General features: G+C 33.3%; 17 protein-coding genes. 13 read left to right on the forward strand and 4 right to left on the reverse strand.

Annotation, left to right across the window (positions count from 1 at the left end; all coding sequences use genetic code 11):
* The first annotated feature begins 121 nt into the window (after positions 1–121).
* The 9 genes from JRC48_RS10365 to purB all read left to right on the forward strand — a co-directional run bounded on the left by JRC48_RS10365 (position 122) and on the right by purB (position 9,400).
* The gene (locus tag JRC48_RS10365; protein ID WP_235069448.1) at positions 122–826 is read left to right on the forward strand and encodes a hypothetical protein; all 705 of its coding nucleotides are present in this window, start codon (positions 122–124) and stop codon (positions 824–826) included.
* Entirely contained in the window at positions 819–1,310 is a 492-nt protein-coding gene (locus tag JRC48_RS10370; RefSeq protein WP_235069449.1) for a GGDEF domain-containing protein, read from the forward strand. The genes JRC48_RS10365 and JRC48_RS10370 overlap by 8 nt, the downstream gene beginning before the upstream one ends.
* 197 nt (positions 1,311–1,507) lie before the next feature.
* The gene (locus tag JRC48_RS10375; RefSeq protein WP_235069450.1) at positions 1,508–2,923 is read left to right on the forward strand and encodes an NAD(P)/FAD-dependent oxidoreductase; all 1,416 of its coding nucleotides are present in this window, start codon (positions 1,508–1,510) and stop codon (positions 2,921–2,923) included.
* Between the two features lie 89 nt (positions 2,924–3,012).
* Complete coding sequence (locus JRC48_RS10380; RefSeq protein ID WP_235069451.1) at positions 3,013–4,293, forward strand: adenylosuccinate synthase; 1,281 nt, start codon at positions 3,013–3,015, stop codon at positions 4,291–4,293.
* 598 nt (positions 4,294–4,891) lie between these two features.
* Entirely contained in the window at positions 4,892–5,188 is a 297-nt protein-coding gene (locus JRC48_RS10385) for a hypothetical protein (protein ID WP_235069452.1), read from the forward strand.
* A gap of 44 nt (positions 5,189–5,232) precedes the next feature.
* A complete protein-coding gene (locus tag JRC48_RS10390) occupies positions 5,233–5,817 on the forward strand; it encodes a hypothetical protein (RefSeq protein WP_235069453.1) in 585 nt (194 codons plus the stop codon).
* A 60-nt stretch (positions 5,818–5,877) separates the two neighbouring features.
* Positions 5,878–6,570, forward strand: a complete 693-nt coding sequence (locus JRC48_RS10395; protein ID WP_235069454.1) for a response regulator transcription factor — start codon at positions 5,878–5,880, stop codon at positions 6,568–6,570.
* A 13-nt stretch (positions 6,571–6,583) separates the two neighbouring features.
* Positions 6,584–7,918, forward strand: coding sequence for a cell wall metabolism sensor histidine kinase WalK (locus tag JRC48_RS10400; RefSeq protein ID WP_235069455.1), 1,335 nt, complete (start codon positions 6,584–6,586; stop codon positions 7,916–7,918).
* A gap of 186 nt (positions 7,919–8,104) precedes the next feature.
* Positions 8,105–9,400 carry an adenylosuccinate lyase gene (gene purB / locus JRC48_RS10405; protein WP_235069456.1) on the forward strand — a complete coding sequence of 432 codons (1,296 nt, stop codon included), beginning with the start codon at positions 8,105–8,107 and terminating at the stop codon, positions 9,398–9,400.
* 181 nt (positions 9,401–9,581) lie between these two features.
* Here the strand turns inward: purB and rbr are convergent, their stop codons facing one another.
* The 3 genes from rbr to JRC48_RS10420 all read right to left on the reverse strand — a co-directional run bounded on the left by rbr (position 9,582) and on the right by JRC48_RS10420 (position 11,233).
* Positions 9,582–10,124, reverse strand: coding sequence for a rubrerythrin (rbr, locus tag JRC48_RS10410; RefSeq protein ID WP_235069457.1), 543 nt, complete (start codon positions 10,122–10,124; stop codon positions 9,582–9,584).
* 170 nt (positions 10,125–10,294) lie between these two features.
* A complete protein-coding gene (locus tag JRC48_RS10415; RefSeq protein WP_235069458.1) occupies positions 10,295–10,672 on the reverse strand; it encodes a hypothetical protein in 378 nt (125 codons plus the stop codon).
* A gap of 393 nt (positions 10,673–11,065) precedes the next feature.
* Positions 11,066–11,233: a hypothetical protein gene (locus tag JRC48_RS10420; RefSeq protein WP_235069459.1), complete on the reverse strand. Its 168-nt coding sequence runs from the start codon at positions 11,231–11,233 to the stop codon at positions 11,066–11,068.
* A 517-nt stretch (positions 11,234–11,750) separates the two neighbouring features.
* On the opposite strand from JRC48_RS10420, the gene glyA reads away from it, so the two are divergent.
* Positions 11,751–12,983 carry a serine hydroxymethyltransferase gene (gene glyA / locus JRC48_RS10425; RefSeq protein WP_235069460.1) on the forward strand — a complete coding sequence of 411 codons (1,233 nt, stop codon included), beginning with the start codon at positions 11,751–11,753 and terminating at the stop codon, positions 12,981–12,983.
* Between the two features lie 100 nt (positions 12,984–13,083).
* A complete protein-coding gene (gene folD / locus JRC48_RS10430; RefSeq protein ID WP_235069461.1) occupies positions 13,084–13,950 on the forward strand; it encodes a bifunctional methylenetetrahydrofolate dehydrogenase/methenyltetrahydrofolate cyclohydrolase FolD in 867 nt (288 codons plus the stop codon).
* Between the two features lie 66 nt (positions 13,951–14,016).
* Here the strand turns inward: folD and JRC48_RS10435 are convergent, their stop codons facing one another.
* Positions 14,017–14,262 (reverse strand): TIGR03905 family TSCPD domain-containing protein, encoded by a 246-nt coding sequence (locus tag JRC48_RS10435; protein ID WP_235069462.1) that lies wholly within the window; start codon positions 14,260–14,262, stop codon positions 14,017–14,019.
* A gap of 349 nt (positions 14,263–14,611) precedes the next feature.
* Between JRC48_RS10435 and lysS the strand changes: the two genes are divergently transcribed.
* Together lysS and JRC48_RS10445 are read left to right on the forward strand one after the other, a co-directional pair.
* On the forward strand, positions 14,612–16,099 hold the full coding sequence (lysS, locus tag JRC48_RS10440) for a lysine--tRNA ligase (protein WP_235069463.1): 1,488 nt from the start codon (positions 14,612–14,614) through the stop codon (positions 16,097–16,099).
* A 221-nt stretch (positions 16,100–16,320) separates the two neighbouring features.
* Positions 16,321–16,692 (forward strand): hypothetical protein, encoded by a 372-nt coding sequence (locus JRC48_RS10445; protein WP_235069464.1) that lies wholly within the window; start codon positions 16,321–16,323, stop codon positions 16,690–16,692.
* The last annotated feature ends 157 nt before the right edge of the window (positions 16,693–16,849 follow it).

Below are 16,849 nucleotides of genomic sequence, written 5' to 3' on the forward strand. Positions count from 1 at the left end.
ATTCTTTAATCATCAAAATGCCTTAATCAGTAAGCTTTATAATTTAGATAAGAAAACATATGAGTGGTTATTTTATAAACAACCTGTGATGAAGGTTGGAATTTATGAAGCATCACCCTTTATGTACTATAATAATGATCACAGTAAATTTTCGGGGATGCTAGATCATGTTTTAAAGCAAATTCATACGAATTTCGGCGTTGAATTTGAGCTTGTCTATGGAAGTTATGAGGAGTTAAAAGTGGCTTATGAAGCGGGTGAAATTGATATTTTCCCTGTTTTTGATATGGAATCAAACGATAAAGAATTATTAGACGGTAAATATTATCCAATTTATCAAGGTCAAATCAATGCTTATGGAGCATTCAATCAAGTCATGGTTCATGATTTATTAGAAAAAAATTCGCATACTGTGTTTGGAAGTATTACATCAGAGGGATTTTTTAATAATCAATTGAATCTCACTTTAAAAAATTCACTTAGTGCTTTATATCAAGAGTTAACCTTAGATAAGATAGACTATCTAGTGCTTGATCCTATTTATTTAGATTACTTTGAACATTATAATTTATCTTACAAAGGTAAAATCGGAAAGTATATGTTTTCCTTAGTTGTTAAAGAAGATGATTTTTTCATTAAGCTATTTGATGCTCTTGAGTCGTATGATTGGGAAAACGGAGAGAGTTTGTCAAAATATTCGACTGTTTTTGTCCTCTTTAAAGCATCATTTATATTCCATGCATCAACAGTAATTTTTATTTGTTGGGGGAATCCTTTTATCGGCTTTTATTATTTTTATTTTAGCTCGCTTACGCTACTTGGATAAGAAAACAGAGTATTTAAAGTATACGGATTATGCAACAGGGCTTTTAAATCGATTAGGTTATACGAATAAAATGAATGAGGTCATGAATTCAAAGAAAGCATTTAATTTCATGATTATGGATATTGACTATTTTAAATCAATCAATGATACGTATGGTCATTTAGTTGGAGATCAAGTGATCGTTCAGATGGCAACGATTTTGAAAAAATGTTGTCCTAAGGATAGTGTGATTTGTCGATTAGGTGGCGATGAGGTTGTTGTTTGTTTAATGGATGATGTTGAATATAACACGATTTCGGTTGTTGAATCTATTCAAAGAATTCTAGTCGATGATACTCAAACGTTGAAAGTTACCACTTCAATAGGGATTTGTTTTAATGATGGAAGTTTAACGGATTTAGAAATTATTTATCAGCAAGCGGATCATGCTTTATATGAAAGTAAGAAAAATGGTCGTAATCAATATACGATTTTTAAAAATTAAGTGATTACAGATTAATGTTTCTTTGGTATAATAGTATCGTTAAATGTTATATAAAAAGGTGACAAAATAATGAAACTAACAAATTTGGAAATGAAAATGACCAATTTAATATATATTTTAAACATCTAGCACCCTACCTAAACGTAGGGTGCTTTTTTGTTGGTATATACCAGATTTGTATGAAGGAGAAGTGAAGAATGAGTAAGTATGATGTTGTAATTGTTGGGGCAGGTCCAGCTGGGATTTTTGCAGCATATGAGTTATCAAAGAAAAATAAAGATTTAAAGGTCGCCTTAGTAGATAAAGGATTAGATATTTATAAACGTAGATGCCCAATTCTTGAGCATAAAATTAAAAAATGTCCAGTCATTAAAGATCATGTTGGTTGTATGCCAGCTTGTTCAATTACAAATGGTTTTGGTGGAGCAGGTGCTTACTCAGATGGTAAGTTCAACATTACTCATGAATTCGGAGGATGGATGACAGATTATTTACCAACTCCACTGGTTGAAGATTTAATTGATTATGTGGATGGAATTAATTTAGCTCATGGAGCAACAACTGATATTACGGATCCAACGACAGATAAAGTACGTGAGATTGAGAAGCGTGGATATGCGGTGGGATTAAAGTTATTACGTGCTAAAGTTCGTCACTTAGGAACGGAGCAAAACTTAGAAATTTTAAAAAGTATTTATGAAGAAATGAAAGAGCGCGTTGATTATCATTTCAAAACAGAAGTCAAAGATGTGATTGTTGAAAATGAAGCGGTTAAAGGATTACTACTTGCTAATGGTGAGATTATGGAAGCTAATCAAGTCTTTTTAGCTCCAGGTCGTGATGGATCAGTTTGGTTAAAAGAAGTGATGCAAAATCAAAAAATTGCTATGAAGAATTTACAAGTGGATATCGGTGTACGTGTAGAAACGTCTGATATTGTTATGCAAGAAATTAACGAACACTTATATGAAGGAAAGTTTATGTATCGTACAAGTGTTGGAACAGTCGTTCGAACATTCTGTTCAAATCCTTCAGGACATGTTGTCGTTGAAAATCACTCAGGAACGATGTTAGCAAACGGTCATGCCTATAAAGATCCGAAGTTAGGAAGTAAAAATACAAACTTTGCTTTACTGGTATCACATACATTTGAAGAACCATTTGATCAACCAAATGAGTTCGCTCATGAAGTTTCTCATTTAGCGAATAAATTATCAAATGGATCAATTATCGTTCAAAAATATGGCGATATTTTACGTGGACGTCGTACAACGGCTAAACGTTTAAAAGAAGGATTTGTAGAGCCAACGTTAAAAGAAGCAGTACCAGGAGATTTAGGATTAGTACTTCCTTATAATACGATGAAATCATTAATTGAAATGACGGAAGCACTCGATCATGTCACACCAGGAATTGCAGCTGAACATACGTTATTTTACGGAGTAGAAGCTAAGTTTTATTCGGCTCGTCCTGAGATTGATGATAAGTTTGAAACGAAAGTTAAGGGCTTATTCGTTGGTGGAGATGGAGCGGGTGTTACACGCGGACTTGCACAAGCTGGAGCAAGCGGAGTTTGGGTGGCACGCCAAATCTTAGAACGTTATGAGGCATAATTATTTAATTGTTAATCAATAAGTTTAAGCCCTACTAGTGGTAGGTAGTTCTATATTCATTAAAATTTGAGAAAAAGGTGGCAAGTGATATGGCAAAAACAGTAGTAGTTGTAGGAACACAATGGGGAGACGAAGGGAAAGGTAAAATTACCGATTACTTAGCCCAACATGCGGATATTGTGGCGCGTTATCAAGGGGGGAATAACGCAGGTCATACAATCGAGTTCAAAGGGCAACAATTTAAGTTGCGTTTAATCCCTTCTGGAATTTTTAATTCAGAGAAAGTTATTTTAGGAAATGGAATGGTGATTAATCCGGAATCATTACTTGAAGAAATTGCTTATTTAAATGAAGCGGGAATTTCAACGGATCATATTCGTATTTCAAATCGTGCCCATGTTATTTTCCCATATCATATTGAGTTAGATGGTCTTCAAGAAGAGTTAAAAGGTGATCAAAAAGTTGGAACAACGAAACGTGGAATCGGACCTTGCTATACAGATAAGTATGCTCGTGTTGGAATTCGTATGGGTGAGCTAATGGATAAAGAGGTATTCGCGACGCGTTTACAAGAACAATTAGCACAAAAAAATGAGATTTTAGAAAAATATGGAAAACAAACCTTCTCATTTGAAGACATCTATACAAAATATTGTGAGTATGCAGATGTGATTCGTCCTTATGTCACAGATACTTCTTATGAATTAGATGAAGCATTTAATGAAGATAAAAAAGTTTTATTTGAAGGTGCTCAAGGGGTTATGTTAGATATTGACCACGGAACTTATCCGTTTGTTACTTCTTCAAATCCATCAGCTGGTGCAGTCACAACTGGTTTAGGTGTTGGTCCAACTAAGATTGAAGAAGTTATCGGGGTTGTTAAAGCTTATTCTACCCGTGTTGGTGAAGGAGCATTCCCAACTGAAATCGAAGGAGAAACGGCAAATCGTATTCGTGAAATCGGTCGTGAGTATGGAACGGTAACAGGTCGTCCTCGTCGTATTGGATGGTTTGATAGTGTTGTTGTTTCTCATACTCGTCGTGTGAGTGGATTAACTGGAATTTCTGTTAATTTATTAGATGTTTTATCAGGATTAGAGACATTAAAAATTTGTACAGCATATGAGTTAGACGGACAAGTGATTAAATACGTTCCATCAACAATCAAAGAATTTGAACGTTGTACACCAGTGTATGAGGAAATGCCAGGATGGCAAGAAGATATTACAGGTGTCACTTCATTTGAAGAATTACCAGTAGCAGCACAAAATTATTTACGTCGAATTGAGGAATTAGTAGGCGCTAAAGTTGCTATTTTCAGTGTTGGACCAGATCGTGAACAAACAATTTTATTAAAAGAATTATTCTAGTTTGACTCGACTTTGAAGTCGTTAGTTGAATTTGATTTTATTAGAAGCAAAAGTTTTATTTAATGAGTTGGTTTGAAGTAGAGAAGGGGAAATCTCTACTTCAACCACTAAGTTAGAAAAAGTCATGAATTTGATGGGGAAGTCAGGTTCATGATGATTAAAGAGATAAGTCTTGAATAGATACGCTTTTAGTGGAAGTGGGGAAACTTTTACTGTGGTTTGAGTGAGAAAACTGAATAAGATTAGTAGTGAGAGTTAGATGATTGAAGTGGACGGTAGATGGAAGGCGTCTATTAATAATGGGGAAGTTATTGATAGATGGTAGGAATTAGATTGTATTAGGGTAGCTAAGAAGTCAAGGTGGGAATTAAATATATAGCAATTAGTTTTTATTAACGAAAAAATTCATGTAATCATCTTCTTTTTCTAAGCAAACACGTGTCAGCTCATCTCTTTTACTAAAGAAATAGAGGCGCGTTTCGTTAGAAAGTTAAGGTTTATCCTTAAAAGATGAAATTATATGAAGTAGCAACGCAATTCGCGTTGCTTTTTTCTTTAAATAATGTAAAATAGTGGTATTAAAGGAGGGTGGCTTGAGGTGAAGAAATGGTATTATGCAATTTTTTTAGTGGGATTATATTTTTTTAATCAGGCATTTAAATCATATGTTGAAGTGTATGGATTACTTGAGGGGCTGTTAGTTGGATTAGCGATCGCGTTTTTATGTAAATTAGTATTTAAGGTAGTCACAAAAACCGTCGTCTTCATTGCTGTTGTGTGCGGAATTTTAGTCTTTTTAGTTTCATCAGGTTATATCCAGCTACCGAGTGAGATTTCTAATCTTTTAAACCTGGGGATGAGTTTCACACATATTTCACATTTTTTTCTAATATAAGTAGTTATTTTAAGTTATAATAGTTTTGTAAAGGAGTAATAGTTATGAAGAAAATATTAATCGTCTTAGTTGCAGTCGTTTTGATTGCAGTTGGAGCAAACTTTTTATTCCCTTCAGTGAATTCGATAACTGATTTTAAGCATATTAATTATACAGAGACTTTTGATCAGGCAGAGTCTGAGTATTATGTTTATTTCTATCAGGAATCATGTCCGATTTGTTTACAGTTTGGACCTGAACTAGTAGAGGCACATAATCAGAATAATGTCCCTATTTATGTGGTGGATGCTGCAGCTGAAGAAAATTTAGATGCATGGTATGACTGGACTGCTCACAATAAGGAATACACAAAAGTGATTGGTAAAGTTGAAAATGGCGTACAGGTTTTCAATGAAGGAGAGTCGAATGCAAAATATCCGACAAACGAGGGTTGGAAGATTTCAGTTAATCAGAATAATGAAATTGTAGCTTATTTAGATAAAGCATTTAATAATGAATCACCGCAAACAGCAGAAGAAATTGAGATTTCTGGAACACCAGCTTTAATTAAAGTTAAAGATGGTAAGTTAGCTGGATATGGTGAAGGAATGGATGAAGATCGTGCATTATTAGCGACTTATGGACAATAGATAAAAAAATCTTGCTTCTTTAAGCAAGATTTTTTAAAACATTAAAATGAGGTGTAGTAGATGAAACATATTTTTGTAATTGATGATGATGCAAATATTAGACAATTAATTTTAAGATATTTAGAGAAAGAAGGTTATAAAGTCACAGCTTTTGAAAATGCTGATTCTGTTTTAGAAGCGTTTAATGTGATGCAACCGGATGCACTGGTACTTGATATTATGATGCCGGGAAGTATGGATGGCTTAGACTTATGTAAAAAAATTCGTGCTGTGAGTCAAGTTCCGATCATCTTTGTTTCAGCAAAAGATGAAGCTGTTGATCGTATTATTGGATTAGAGCTTGGAGCAGATGATTACTTATCAAAACCATTTAGTCCACGTGAATTATTAGTTCGCTTAAAGATTATTTTCCGTCGTATTGAACCTGTGATGGTCACAGAACAAGAAACATCTGTTTATCAAATTAAAGATTTAAAAATTGATGATTCAAAACGTGTTTGTACAGTAAAAGAGACTGAGGTTCCATTAACGAATAATGAGTATATGTTACTGTCATATTTAGTGAAAAATAAAAATATTTCATTTACACGTGAAAATTTAATTCAAAATATTTGGGGTTATGATTATGTAGGAGAATCACGAATGATTGATGATTTAGTCAAACGTCTACGTAAGAAATTAAAAAGTGCAGATGCTAGTGTCGAAATTACAACAGTTTGGGGATATGGATACCGAATTGATGATAATTTATAATTAGGTTATGAGTATGAGATTAGATCGTAAATTATTTTGGAGCTATATTGTTATTATTTTAATCGCGATTTCAACATCGTTTACTTTATTTACGGTAGCCTCAAATCAGTTTTTAACGTATCGCTTAGTTGATACGATGAAAAAAGAGTTAAGCTTAATTGAAGAAAACTTTGGTTTTTATTCGGATAATTCACAAATCGCCCCGTTTATTACTCAAAATATCATGAGTTTAGTAGAATCTAATTTGATTATTATTGTAGATGGGGATACGGTCTTTACTCAATCTAATACGAGTAAAGAGTTAACAGAACACGCGATGGATCTTTCTTATTTGGATAAGCATTATATTAGAGTCTCTACTCGAGTGATCATTGGTTCTCGAACGTTTGATATTATGTTACTTAGTGAAAAAGGGTCAATTAGTGAGCTAAATCAGTTAAATCTAAGTATTTTATTTATTACTTCGTTAGTAAGTATGTTGATTGCAGCCTTTTTTGGAGTTTACGTTCAAAATAATATTTCTCGTCCGATTCATTTATTAAGAAATAAAGTTCGAGCGTTTCAAGAAAGTTTAGAAGTACCAGAGGTCACGATTTATACGGGAGATGAAATTCAAGAGCTTGATGAAGATATTGTTCGAATGGCGAAGTCCATTGTTAATAACGATCGTAAACGAAAAGCCTTTTTTGAAAATACTTCGCATGAGTTAAAAACTCCACTGATGAACATTCGGGGATACGCAGAAGGTTTAAAGGATGGGATTTTCTCGATTGATGAAGCAGCAGAAGTTATTTCTCAAGAAAGTGAGTCACTTCGTACCTTAGTTGAATCTATTTTATATTTATCTAAACTAGAAGATGCCACTCACGATCGTTATCAGCTTCAATTAGTTGATTTAAATGAATTTTTACAAGGATTTTATGATAAAATGGCTGGAATTATCGCGGATAAAAATCTTCAATTCAACTTGAATCTGGATAAAACGGTCCAAGTTCAAATGGATGATGATAAAATGATTCGAGCATTATCAAATATTATTACGAATGCGATTCGTTATGCTAAAGAAAAGATTTCAATTCAAACGGTTGTGGATCAATCCATGGTAGAGATTCGTTTGTTTAATGATGGACCTCAAATTTCTGAAGCTGATTTGCCATATTTATTCGATCGTTTTTATAAAGGCGATAAAGGTCAATCAGGTCTTGGATTATCGATTGTTCAAAGTATTATTAACGCACACAATGGGACAGTCGAGGCATTAAATGTTGAAGAAGGGGTATGTATGAGTATTAAGTTACCGTATGTGGCATCTTCTAGTAAATGGCGATTAAATGAAAAGAAAAGCTAAATCAGTTGACTGATTTAGCTTTTTTGTTTGAAAGGAACAATGATTTAGTCACAAAATTGAAGTTTAAAATTATCTCTTTTTATTTAGACAGAGACTGCCAAAAAATTTAAATAAAGATTTGTTAGAATGGAAAAGTTAAGTTAAAATAAAAGGGTAAGTAAAAATGGATAAGGTGGGAGACTAGACATGATTGAACGTTATTCGCGCCCTGAGATGGCAGCTATTTGGACAGAACAAAACAAGTTTGAAGCGTATTTAAAAGTTGAGATTTTAGCTTGTGAAGCTTGGGCTCATTTAGGACATATTCCAATGGAAGATGTTGAAAAGTTATGGAAAAATGCTTCATTCGATTTAAATCGTATTTACGAAATTGAGCAAGAAACACGTCATGACGTGGTTGCTTTTACACGTGCTGTCAGTGAAACTTGTGGTGACGAGAAGAAGTGGGTTCATTATGGATTAACATCGACAGACGTTGTTGATACAGCAAATGGATATTTATTAAAACAGGCGAATGATATTTTACGCGCGGATATTGAACGTTTTATTAATGTATTAGGTGAGAAGGCTAAAAAGTATAAACATACAGTACAAATGGGGCGTACACATGGTGTTCATGCTGAAATCACAACATTTGGATTAAAACTAGCTTTATGGTATGAAGAAATGAAACGTAATCAAGCACGTTTTGAAGAAGCAGCTCGTGCCGTAGAGTGTGGAAAAATTTCAGGTGCAGTTGGAACGCATGCAAACATTCCTTTCTTTGTTCAAGATTATACTTGTGAGAAATTAGGAATCGAGTCTGCTAAAATTTCAACTCAAACGTTACAACGTGATCGTCATGCTGCATATATGTCAGCGATTGCTTTAATTGGAGCATCAATTGAAAAAATGGGAGTTGAAGTGCGCCACTTACAACGTACTGAGGTTCGTGAAGCAGAAGAGTTCTTCCGTAAAGGACAAAAAGGATCTTCAGCCATGCCACATAAACGTAATCCAATCGGATCTGAAAATATGGCAGGATGTGCTCGTGTGTTAAGAGGATATATGGTTACAGCATATGAAAATATTGCACTTTGGCATGAACGTGATATTTCACACTCATCAGCAGAACGTATCATTATGCCAGATGCAACCATTTTATTAGATTATATGTTAAATCGTTTTACTAATTTAATTGATAACCTAACAGTTTACGAAGAAAATATGTTAGAAAATATTAATAAAACACATGGGGTTATTTTCTCTCAACGTGTCATGTTAAAATTAATTGAAAAAGGTTTTGTTCGTGAACAAGCTTACGATTTAGTTCAACCTAAGGCGATGCAAGCATGGGAAAATCGTCAATCTTTCCGTTCATTATTAGAGTCAGATGAAACAGTTATGAATCATTTAACGATGGAAGATTTAGATGATTGCTTTGATCACACATACCACTTAAAATCAGTGGATGGAATTTTTGAACGTTTAGGTTTAGTTTAATTAAAGTGAACTCATTCATTCTAAATCAGAAAAGTTTCGATTAACTAGGTGATAATAAATGATGAAGTTGTGGATAACTATAAGACATAGTTATCCACATTTTTATTTTCGAGTCTTGATAAGAGGTTGAGTGATCCTTTATATAGTGTTGGAATATAAAAAAAGAGCCTTAGGCTCTTTTTTAGTAGTTTTCTGAATGGATTTCAAAGTGAGCTTGATCGTAAGAACATACTGGGCACACTTTTGGTGCTTTTTTACCGTAGTGAATGTGTCCACATTCTTGGCAAACCCATGCTACTTCTTCTTCACGTTCAAATACTTTTCCTTCTTCAATATTTTTTAATAATTGTAAATAACGTGCTTCATGTTCTTTTTCGATTTTTCCAACCATTTCAAATAAAGCAGCGATACGATTGAATCCTTCTTCACGAGCTTGTTGTGCGAATGTTGCATACATATCTGTCCACTCACCGTTTTCACCAGCTGCAGCATCACGTAAGTTTGTCATTGTATCAGCAACTTCACCTTCATGTAAGAACTTGAACCATAATTTAGCGTGTTCCATTTCATTACGTGCTGTTTCTAAGAAGATGTTAGCAATTTGTTCATATCCTTCTTCTTTAGCTTTTGCCGCATAATAAGTATATTTGTTGCGTGCCATTGACTCCCCAGCAAAAGCATGCATTAAATTTGCTTCAGTTTTAGTACCTTTTAAGTTACTCATTTAAACTCTCTCCTTCATGACTATCTATTAAATTTAATCTCTGATAATAGCTTATAATATTTATAGTTGAAAATCAATAACAATTACTACTTTTCTTTAAAAACATTCATTCAATGATATTTATTATCATTTAAAAGATACTAAAACCTAATTTACTATCTTTTAAAATTTTACGAATATCCAATAACTTTCCAGTCTGTTTGATATGTATCATTTTCATATTCATAAGTAAAACTTGATGGATTCCCCATCTCATTAATAAAGTTATCCATAAATAGCTTAAGATAGTGATAGCTATAGTCGCATTCTTCTTCATACCATTTCGTATGAACCAATCCAATCAGTGTACAGTCCACGGTATCAATCGTGACAAACATAGATTTTTCTGTTGATACCATTTTGTCTAGTAACATTTCAATTTGTGTCGTCGAGATCCCTTCTTGAGTGTTAACTTTTAAGAAAATACCGATCGGACCTTCATAAGGACATTTATGATCATAATCATAATTCTCTTGATTTGATTTAAATAAATTTGTTAAAAATCCCATACGATGATCTCCTTCATTTGTTACGGAAAACAGCTAGATTTTTTAAATGATATAGCACTAGATGGTTCTCTAGTGTTAAATAGCTTTTACAGTAGCTTTAAATTTTTATTATTTTTGTATAAGACTGAGTAAATGAGCCATTATATTAGTGAGGGTTGAAGTGGTGTTTACCGATAATCCCACTATAATCATTAGAATCGGTCGTAGCGTGGCGTTTGTGAATCGCCCACGATAAAAAGTAAGTATCTGAAAAAGTTTATAAATGACAGTTATCAAACTTTGAAGCTCTCAAAAAAAGAATGCCTGGTGATAGAAATTAGTTTCTATGCCAGGCATTTTTTAATACATTTATTTAAAGTTAAAACTAAAAAAAGTGCGACATAATCGTCGCACTTAATTTATGGATAATTTTATAAGTAAACAATAGACTAAAAAAATGATAAGTAATGCAGTTAATACTGCCCACTTTTTTAGTCTTTTTTGGCCAATTTCAGAACTGAACCAAAATAGTTGATCAATCACATTAAATAAGTTTTGAATTAAATCATCTAAAAAATTCATTTCTTCCCCCTAATTTTGATGAAAACTCAATTTATTATATGAGAAAAAAATTTAAAAAAATGTCGGAATTCAGGATAAAACCTAAAAAGATGGGTATTGTATTAATGTAGAGTCGAATATGGTTTTTGCTAGTGTTCCCATCTAAAAAAGAATATTAGCTTGGAGTAGTGTATCAAATCACTATTTTCAATAGTCATTATCTCAATGATATCCAGTTGTTAAAACTCGATACGAAAGGCTCTACTATATAAATGTCTAGTTATAGAATGATGATTCTGTAACTAGACATTTTTTATTTTCTATCAGAAATTAAAAGTCATACTAAACACTTCCTCTAAAAAATCCAATGATACCAATCCTTTTGATTAGGTATTTATTATAAAATTGTGTTATTATTCATTAATAACACAAATGATTGTCAATTTGCATATATATTATTAACTATAGGTAAATTGAATGGGTATTCGATGGATTTATGTCAAAATAACGAAATGAAACTTTGTTAGGAGTGTTTTTTATGAAAGATCAGGCAGTTTTTGAGGCGTTACAATTAGAATTAAGACGTCAACGTGAAAATGTAGAGTTAATTGCATCAGAAAACTATGTGTCAGAAGAAGTCATGAGGGTTCAAGGATCTATTTTAACGAATAAATATGCAGAAGGATACCCAGCGAAACGTTATTATGGTGGTTGTGAATTTGTTGATACGATTGAAGAGATTGCAAGAGATCGTGCAAAACAATTATTTGGTGCTAAATTTGCGAATGTTCAACCTCATTCTGGATCTCAAGCTAATATGGGAGCTTATCGCGCCTTATTAAATCCAGGTGATAAAGTCTTAGGGATGAATTTAAGTCATGGAGGTCATTTAACACATGGTCATCCTCTAAACTTTTCGGGTAAAGATTATGAATTTTATGAATATGGAGTCAGTCAAGAAACTGAGATGATTGATTATGAGGCTATTTTTGAAATCGCAAATGAAGTGAAGCCAGCTTTAATTGTAGCGGGAGCATCTGCTTATCCACGTGCGATTGATTTTAAAAAATTTAGAGAGATTGCGGATAAAGTGGGTGCTTACTTGATGGTTGATATGGCCCATATTGCTGGCCTTGTTGCAGCAGGGTTACATCAAAATCCAGTCGATTATGCTCATATTGTGACAACAACGACACATAAGACATTACGTGGTCCTCGCGGTGGAATGATTTTAACTAATGATGAAGAGATTGCAACGAAGTTAGATAAAGTGATTTTCCCAGGGATTCAAGGTGGACCATTAATGCATGTCATTGGAGCCAAAGCAGTTGCTTTTGGAGAAGCGTTAACGCCTGAATTTGTGGAGTATCAAAAGCAAGTGATTAAAAATGCACAAGTGTTAGCTGACGAGTTAACAAAACAAGGACTGCGAATTGTATCAGGTGGGACAGATAATCATTTAATGCTAGTAGATGTAAAATCAACCTTTGGATTAACAGGTAAAGTAGCAGAAGCTGTGTTAGATGAAGTTGCAATTACATGTAATAAAAATACGATTCCATTTGATGCAGAAAGACCGTTTATTACAAGTGGAATTCGATTAGGAACTCCGGCTGTGACAACCCGAGGATTTAAAGAAAAAGAAATGGTTGAATTAGCGACTTATATTGCAGAAGCATTAAAATCTCACGAAGATAAAGATAAATTAGCTAACATCCGAGAAGCTGTTTTATCTCTAACTTCAAGATTCCCCCTATATGAAAATGAATAATTAAAGAAGTCATTTGAGAACTTATTTTTAATCAGCTAATGATGATATAATATAAGTTTTCAAATGAGGAAAAATAAGATCCATTAAAGGAGGAATCATCATGACGAAGTTAATGGATGGAAAATTAGTTTCATCACAAATCAGAGCAGAAATTTCCCAGGAAACGGAAGAATTTATAAAAGAAATGGGGATCACACCTCATTTACTTGTTATCATTGTTGGAAACGATCCAGCATCGATGACCTATGTAAAAAATAAGAAAAAAGCCTGTGAAGCCGTCGGCTTTAAGTCAACGGTCATTGAATTGCCGGTTGAAACGACCGAGAATCATTTAATTGAATTAATTCAACAATTAAATGAAGATAACTCTGTTCATGGAATTTTAGTTCAACTGCCATTACCAAAACACATCAATGAAGAAAAAATTATCGAAATGATTTCTGTCAAAAAAGATGTCGATGGATTTCATCCGTATCAAGTAGGATGTTTAGTTTCGGGGATGGATTGCTTAAAGCCATGTACTCCTTCAGGTGTCATCGAGTTATTAAAATATTATGATATTGAATTAAAAGGTCGTCACGCAGTTATCATCGGTCGTAGTCATATTGTTGGAAAACCATTAATTCAATTACTTTTAGATGAAAATGCGACGGTAACGATTTGTCATTCTCAAACGAAGGATTTATCTCAATTGACAAAATCAGCAGATATTTTAATTGTAGCGATTGGAAAACCTAACTTTATTAAAGCTGATATGGTAAAAGATCAAGCAGTTGTTGTAGATGTTGGGATTAATCGTCTAGAGACAGGGCGTTTAGTTGGGGATGTTGCATTTGATGAAGTCTCAACAAAAGCGAGTTATATGACACCAGTTCCAGGTGGAGTAGGGCCGATGACGATTACGATGTTACTTCGTAATACGTTGAAGGCAGCAAAAGACTTACAGTCATCGAGCTTATCTATTTAAAATCTTTTAGTTTTTATGAAATTTTAAACAATAAAATAATAAAACCAGTCGAGTAGACTGGTTTTATTATTGATTTAGATAGCTTTCAAGTGCTTGAGCTAACTGATCAGGACATGAAGTTTCTTTAGTTTTACATGAGATCCCCTTTAATTTAGCAATGGCAGTTTCTATCTCCATCTCTTTAACTAAATGAGTAATACCAATTAAATTTCCTGGACATCCTCCAATAAAGTTAACACTTTTAATTTTGTTGTCTTCAATATCAAATTGAATTTCTTTAGCGCATACGCCAGTAGTTTTAAAGGTTTGCATCTAACTCTCCCTCCTTTGCTTCCATTAATTTGAAGTTATTATATCAACTAGGTTAAATGAAAACAAGTAAATGAATGAATTGTGACCGCTTCCTTCTAGGTCTTGTTTTTTAATTAACTTCATTTTATAATGAGTAGTGAATAACTACAAAGTATTGGGCGATGAAGCGTGTGAGTTTTTGAGGTTAAGTGGTTATTTATTTGAGGAGCGGGTAGTGTTACGGTTTAACACTCCCTTTTTTATATGATTTGAATATTTTTTCCCTAAATGGACAATAATTAAGACAAAATATGCTTTTGCGTGTTATAATGAAAAAATGAAAAAAAGTTATATAGATGGAGTGATTCAGATGTCGATAACTGAAATCAACGATCAATTACAAGTTAGACGTGACAAAATGGAAGATTTACGTCAACACGGAATTGATCCATTTGGACAACGATTTGATCGTACACATTTATCTTCAGAATTAGTTGAAGAGTACGGAATGTTTTCTAAAGAAGAATTAGAAGAAAAAGAAATTGAAGTAGCGATTGCTGGACGTATCCGCACGAAGCGTGGAAAAGGTAAAGCTGGTTTTGCTCATATTCAAGACGTAAAAGGTCAAGTTCAAATTTATGTACGCCAAGATGCAGTTGGTGAAGAAGCGTATAATTTCTTCACAAAAGCTGACTTAGGTGATATTGTTGGAGTACGCGGAGTAGTATTTAAAACTAAAGTTGGTGAGTTATCAATTAAAGTTAAAGAATATACACCATTAACAAAAGCGTTACGCCCATTACCTGAAAAATATCATGGATTAACTGACGTTGAAGAGCGTTATCGTCGTCGTTACGTTGATTTAATCATGAACGAAGAAAGTAAACAAACGTTTATTACACGTACACGTGTGATTACTGCGATGCGCCGTTATTTAGATAACTTAGGATATTTAGAAGTTGAAACTCCAATTTTACATACAACATTAGGTGGAGCAGCAGCTCGTCCATTTGAAACACATCATAATACATTAGATATGGATTTATATTTACGTATTGCGACTGAGTTACACTTAAAACGTTTATTAGTTGGTGGACTTGAAAAAGTTTATGAAATCGGACGTATCTTCCGTAATGAAGGAATTTCAGTTCGTCATAATCCTGAATTCACTTCAATTGAGCTGTATGAAGCTTACGGTGATATGGAGACAATGATGGATTTAACAGAAAACATGATTGCCCATATTGCACAAGAAGTTTTAGGAACAACAACAGTGCCTTACGGTGGACATGAAATCAACTTAGCTGTTGGATGGAAACGTTGGCACATGGTTGAAGCCATTAAAGAAATTACAGGTGTTGATTTCTTCAAAGAAATGACATTCGAAGAAGCTAAAGCCATCGCTAAAGAACATAACGTAGAAGTACCTGCACACTTTACAGGAGTTGGACACATCATCAACGAATTCTTTGAAACATTTGTTGAAGAAAAAATCGTCCAACCAACATTCATCTACGGACATCCAGTAGAAGTTTCACCACTTGCGAAGAAAAATGCAGAAGATCCTCGTTTTACGGATCGTTTTGAATTATTTATTGACGCTCGTGAGTATGCAAATGCCTTCACTGAGTTAAATGATCCAATTGATCAAAAAGAGCGTTTTGAAGCACAATTAGCTGAAAAAGCATTAGGAAATGATGAAGCATCTGAAATGGATGTGGATTACATTGAAGCATTAGAATATGGTATGCCACCAGCAGGAGGACTTGGAATTGGTATCGACCGTTTAGTTATGTTATTAACTAATTCTCCAACAATCCGTGATGTATTATTATTCCCAACAATGCGTAAAAAATAATAATAAAAAAGTTTAGGTTATTAGCCTAAACTTTTTTTATTTTACTTTTAGTTTATCTTAAGGATAGAAAGGATGATAAAAGTATTCATTTATCTCGTTATGTTATTAATTAATCACTCCTAAAATTTAGTTAACGGGTTACAGTAAAGGAATCCCTTTCATTTTATAAAGGATTGTGTTATTATGAGGCAAAACTTAGTAAAGTCTTAAGGGGGATTAGGATGTTAGGTTTAGTTATTTTTCCAATCTTATTTTTTATCGTTGGTTTTTTATTTAAGGTCATCAGACCATATTATACAAAAATAGAATTTGTTTTATTTAATGTCATTGTATCTGTGATCGCTTTAATCATAGCAAATGCATCCATGTTGTTTCTAACATTTTCATTTTTTGTTCAGATGATGTTTCTTCATGTAGGGATTTATTTGTTTTTTTCTTTTATGGGATTAGGGACACAAATCATTTATTCTTGGATGAAAGAAAGATTTCCTTTGATTAGTGGAATAACAGGTGGTCTGACGATGTTAGCTTTAGTCAGTGTGATGATGACAGCATGTTTTTCCATTCAATATCTTTTAACGTTAATTTATTAGGAAATGAATATCGATTAATATTAGTCTGATAAAAACTTGTGGATAATTTGATTAAGATTAATGATTAGCAGATTTTATAGAACTCGGAAATATTTCGAGTTTTTTCTTTTGTTTAATGTGGAATCGGATACAATTGAAGTCAATGATTTTTCATTCT

It is taken from the genome of Turicibacter sp. TJ11, assembly GCF_021497505.1.
GTDB lineage: Bacteria > Bacillota_I > Bacilli_A > MOL361 > Turicibacteraceae > Turicibacter.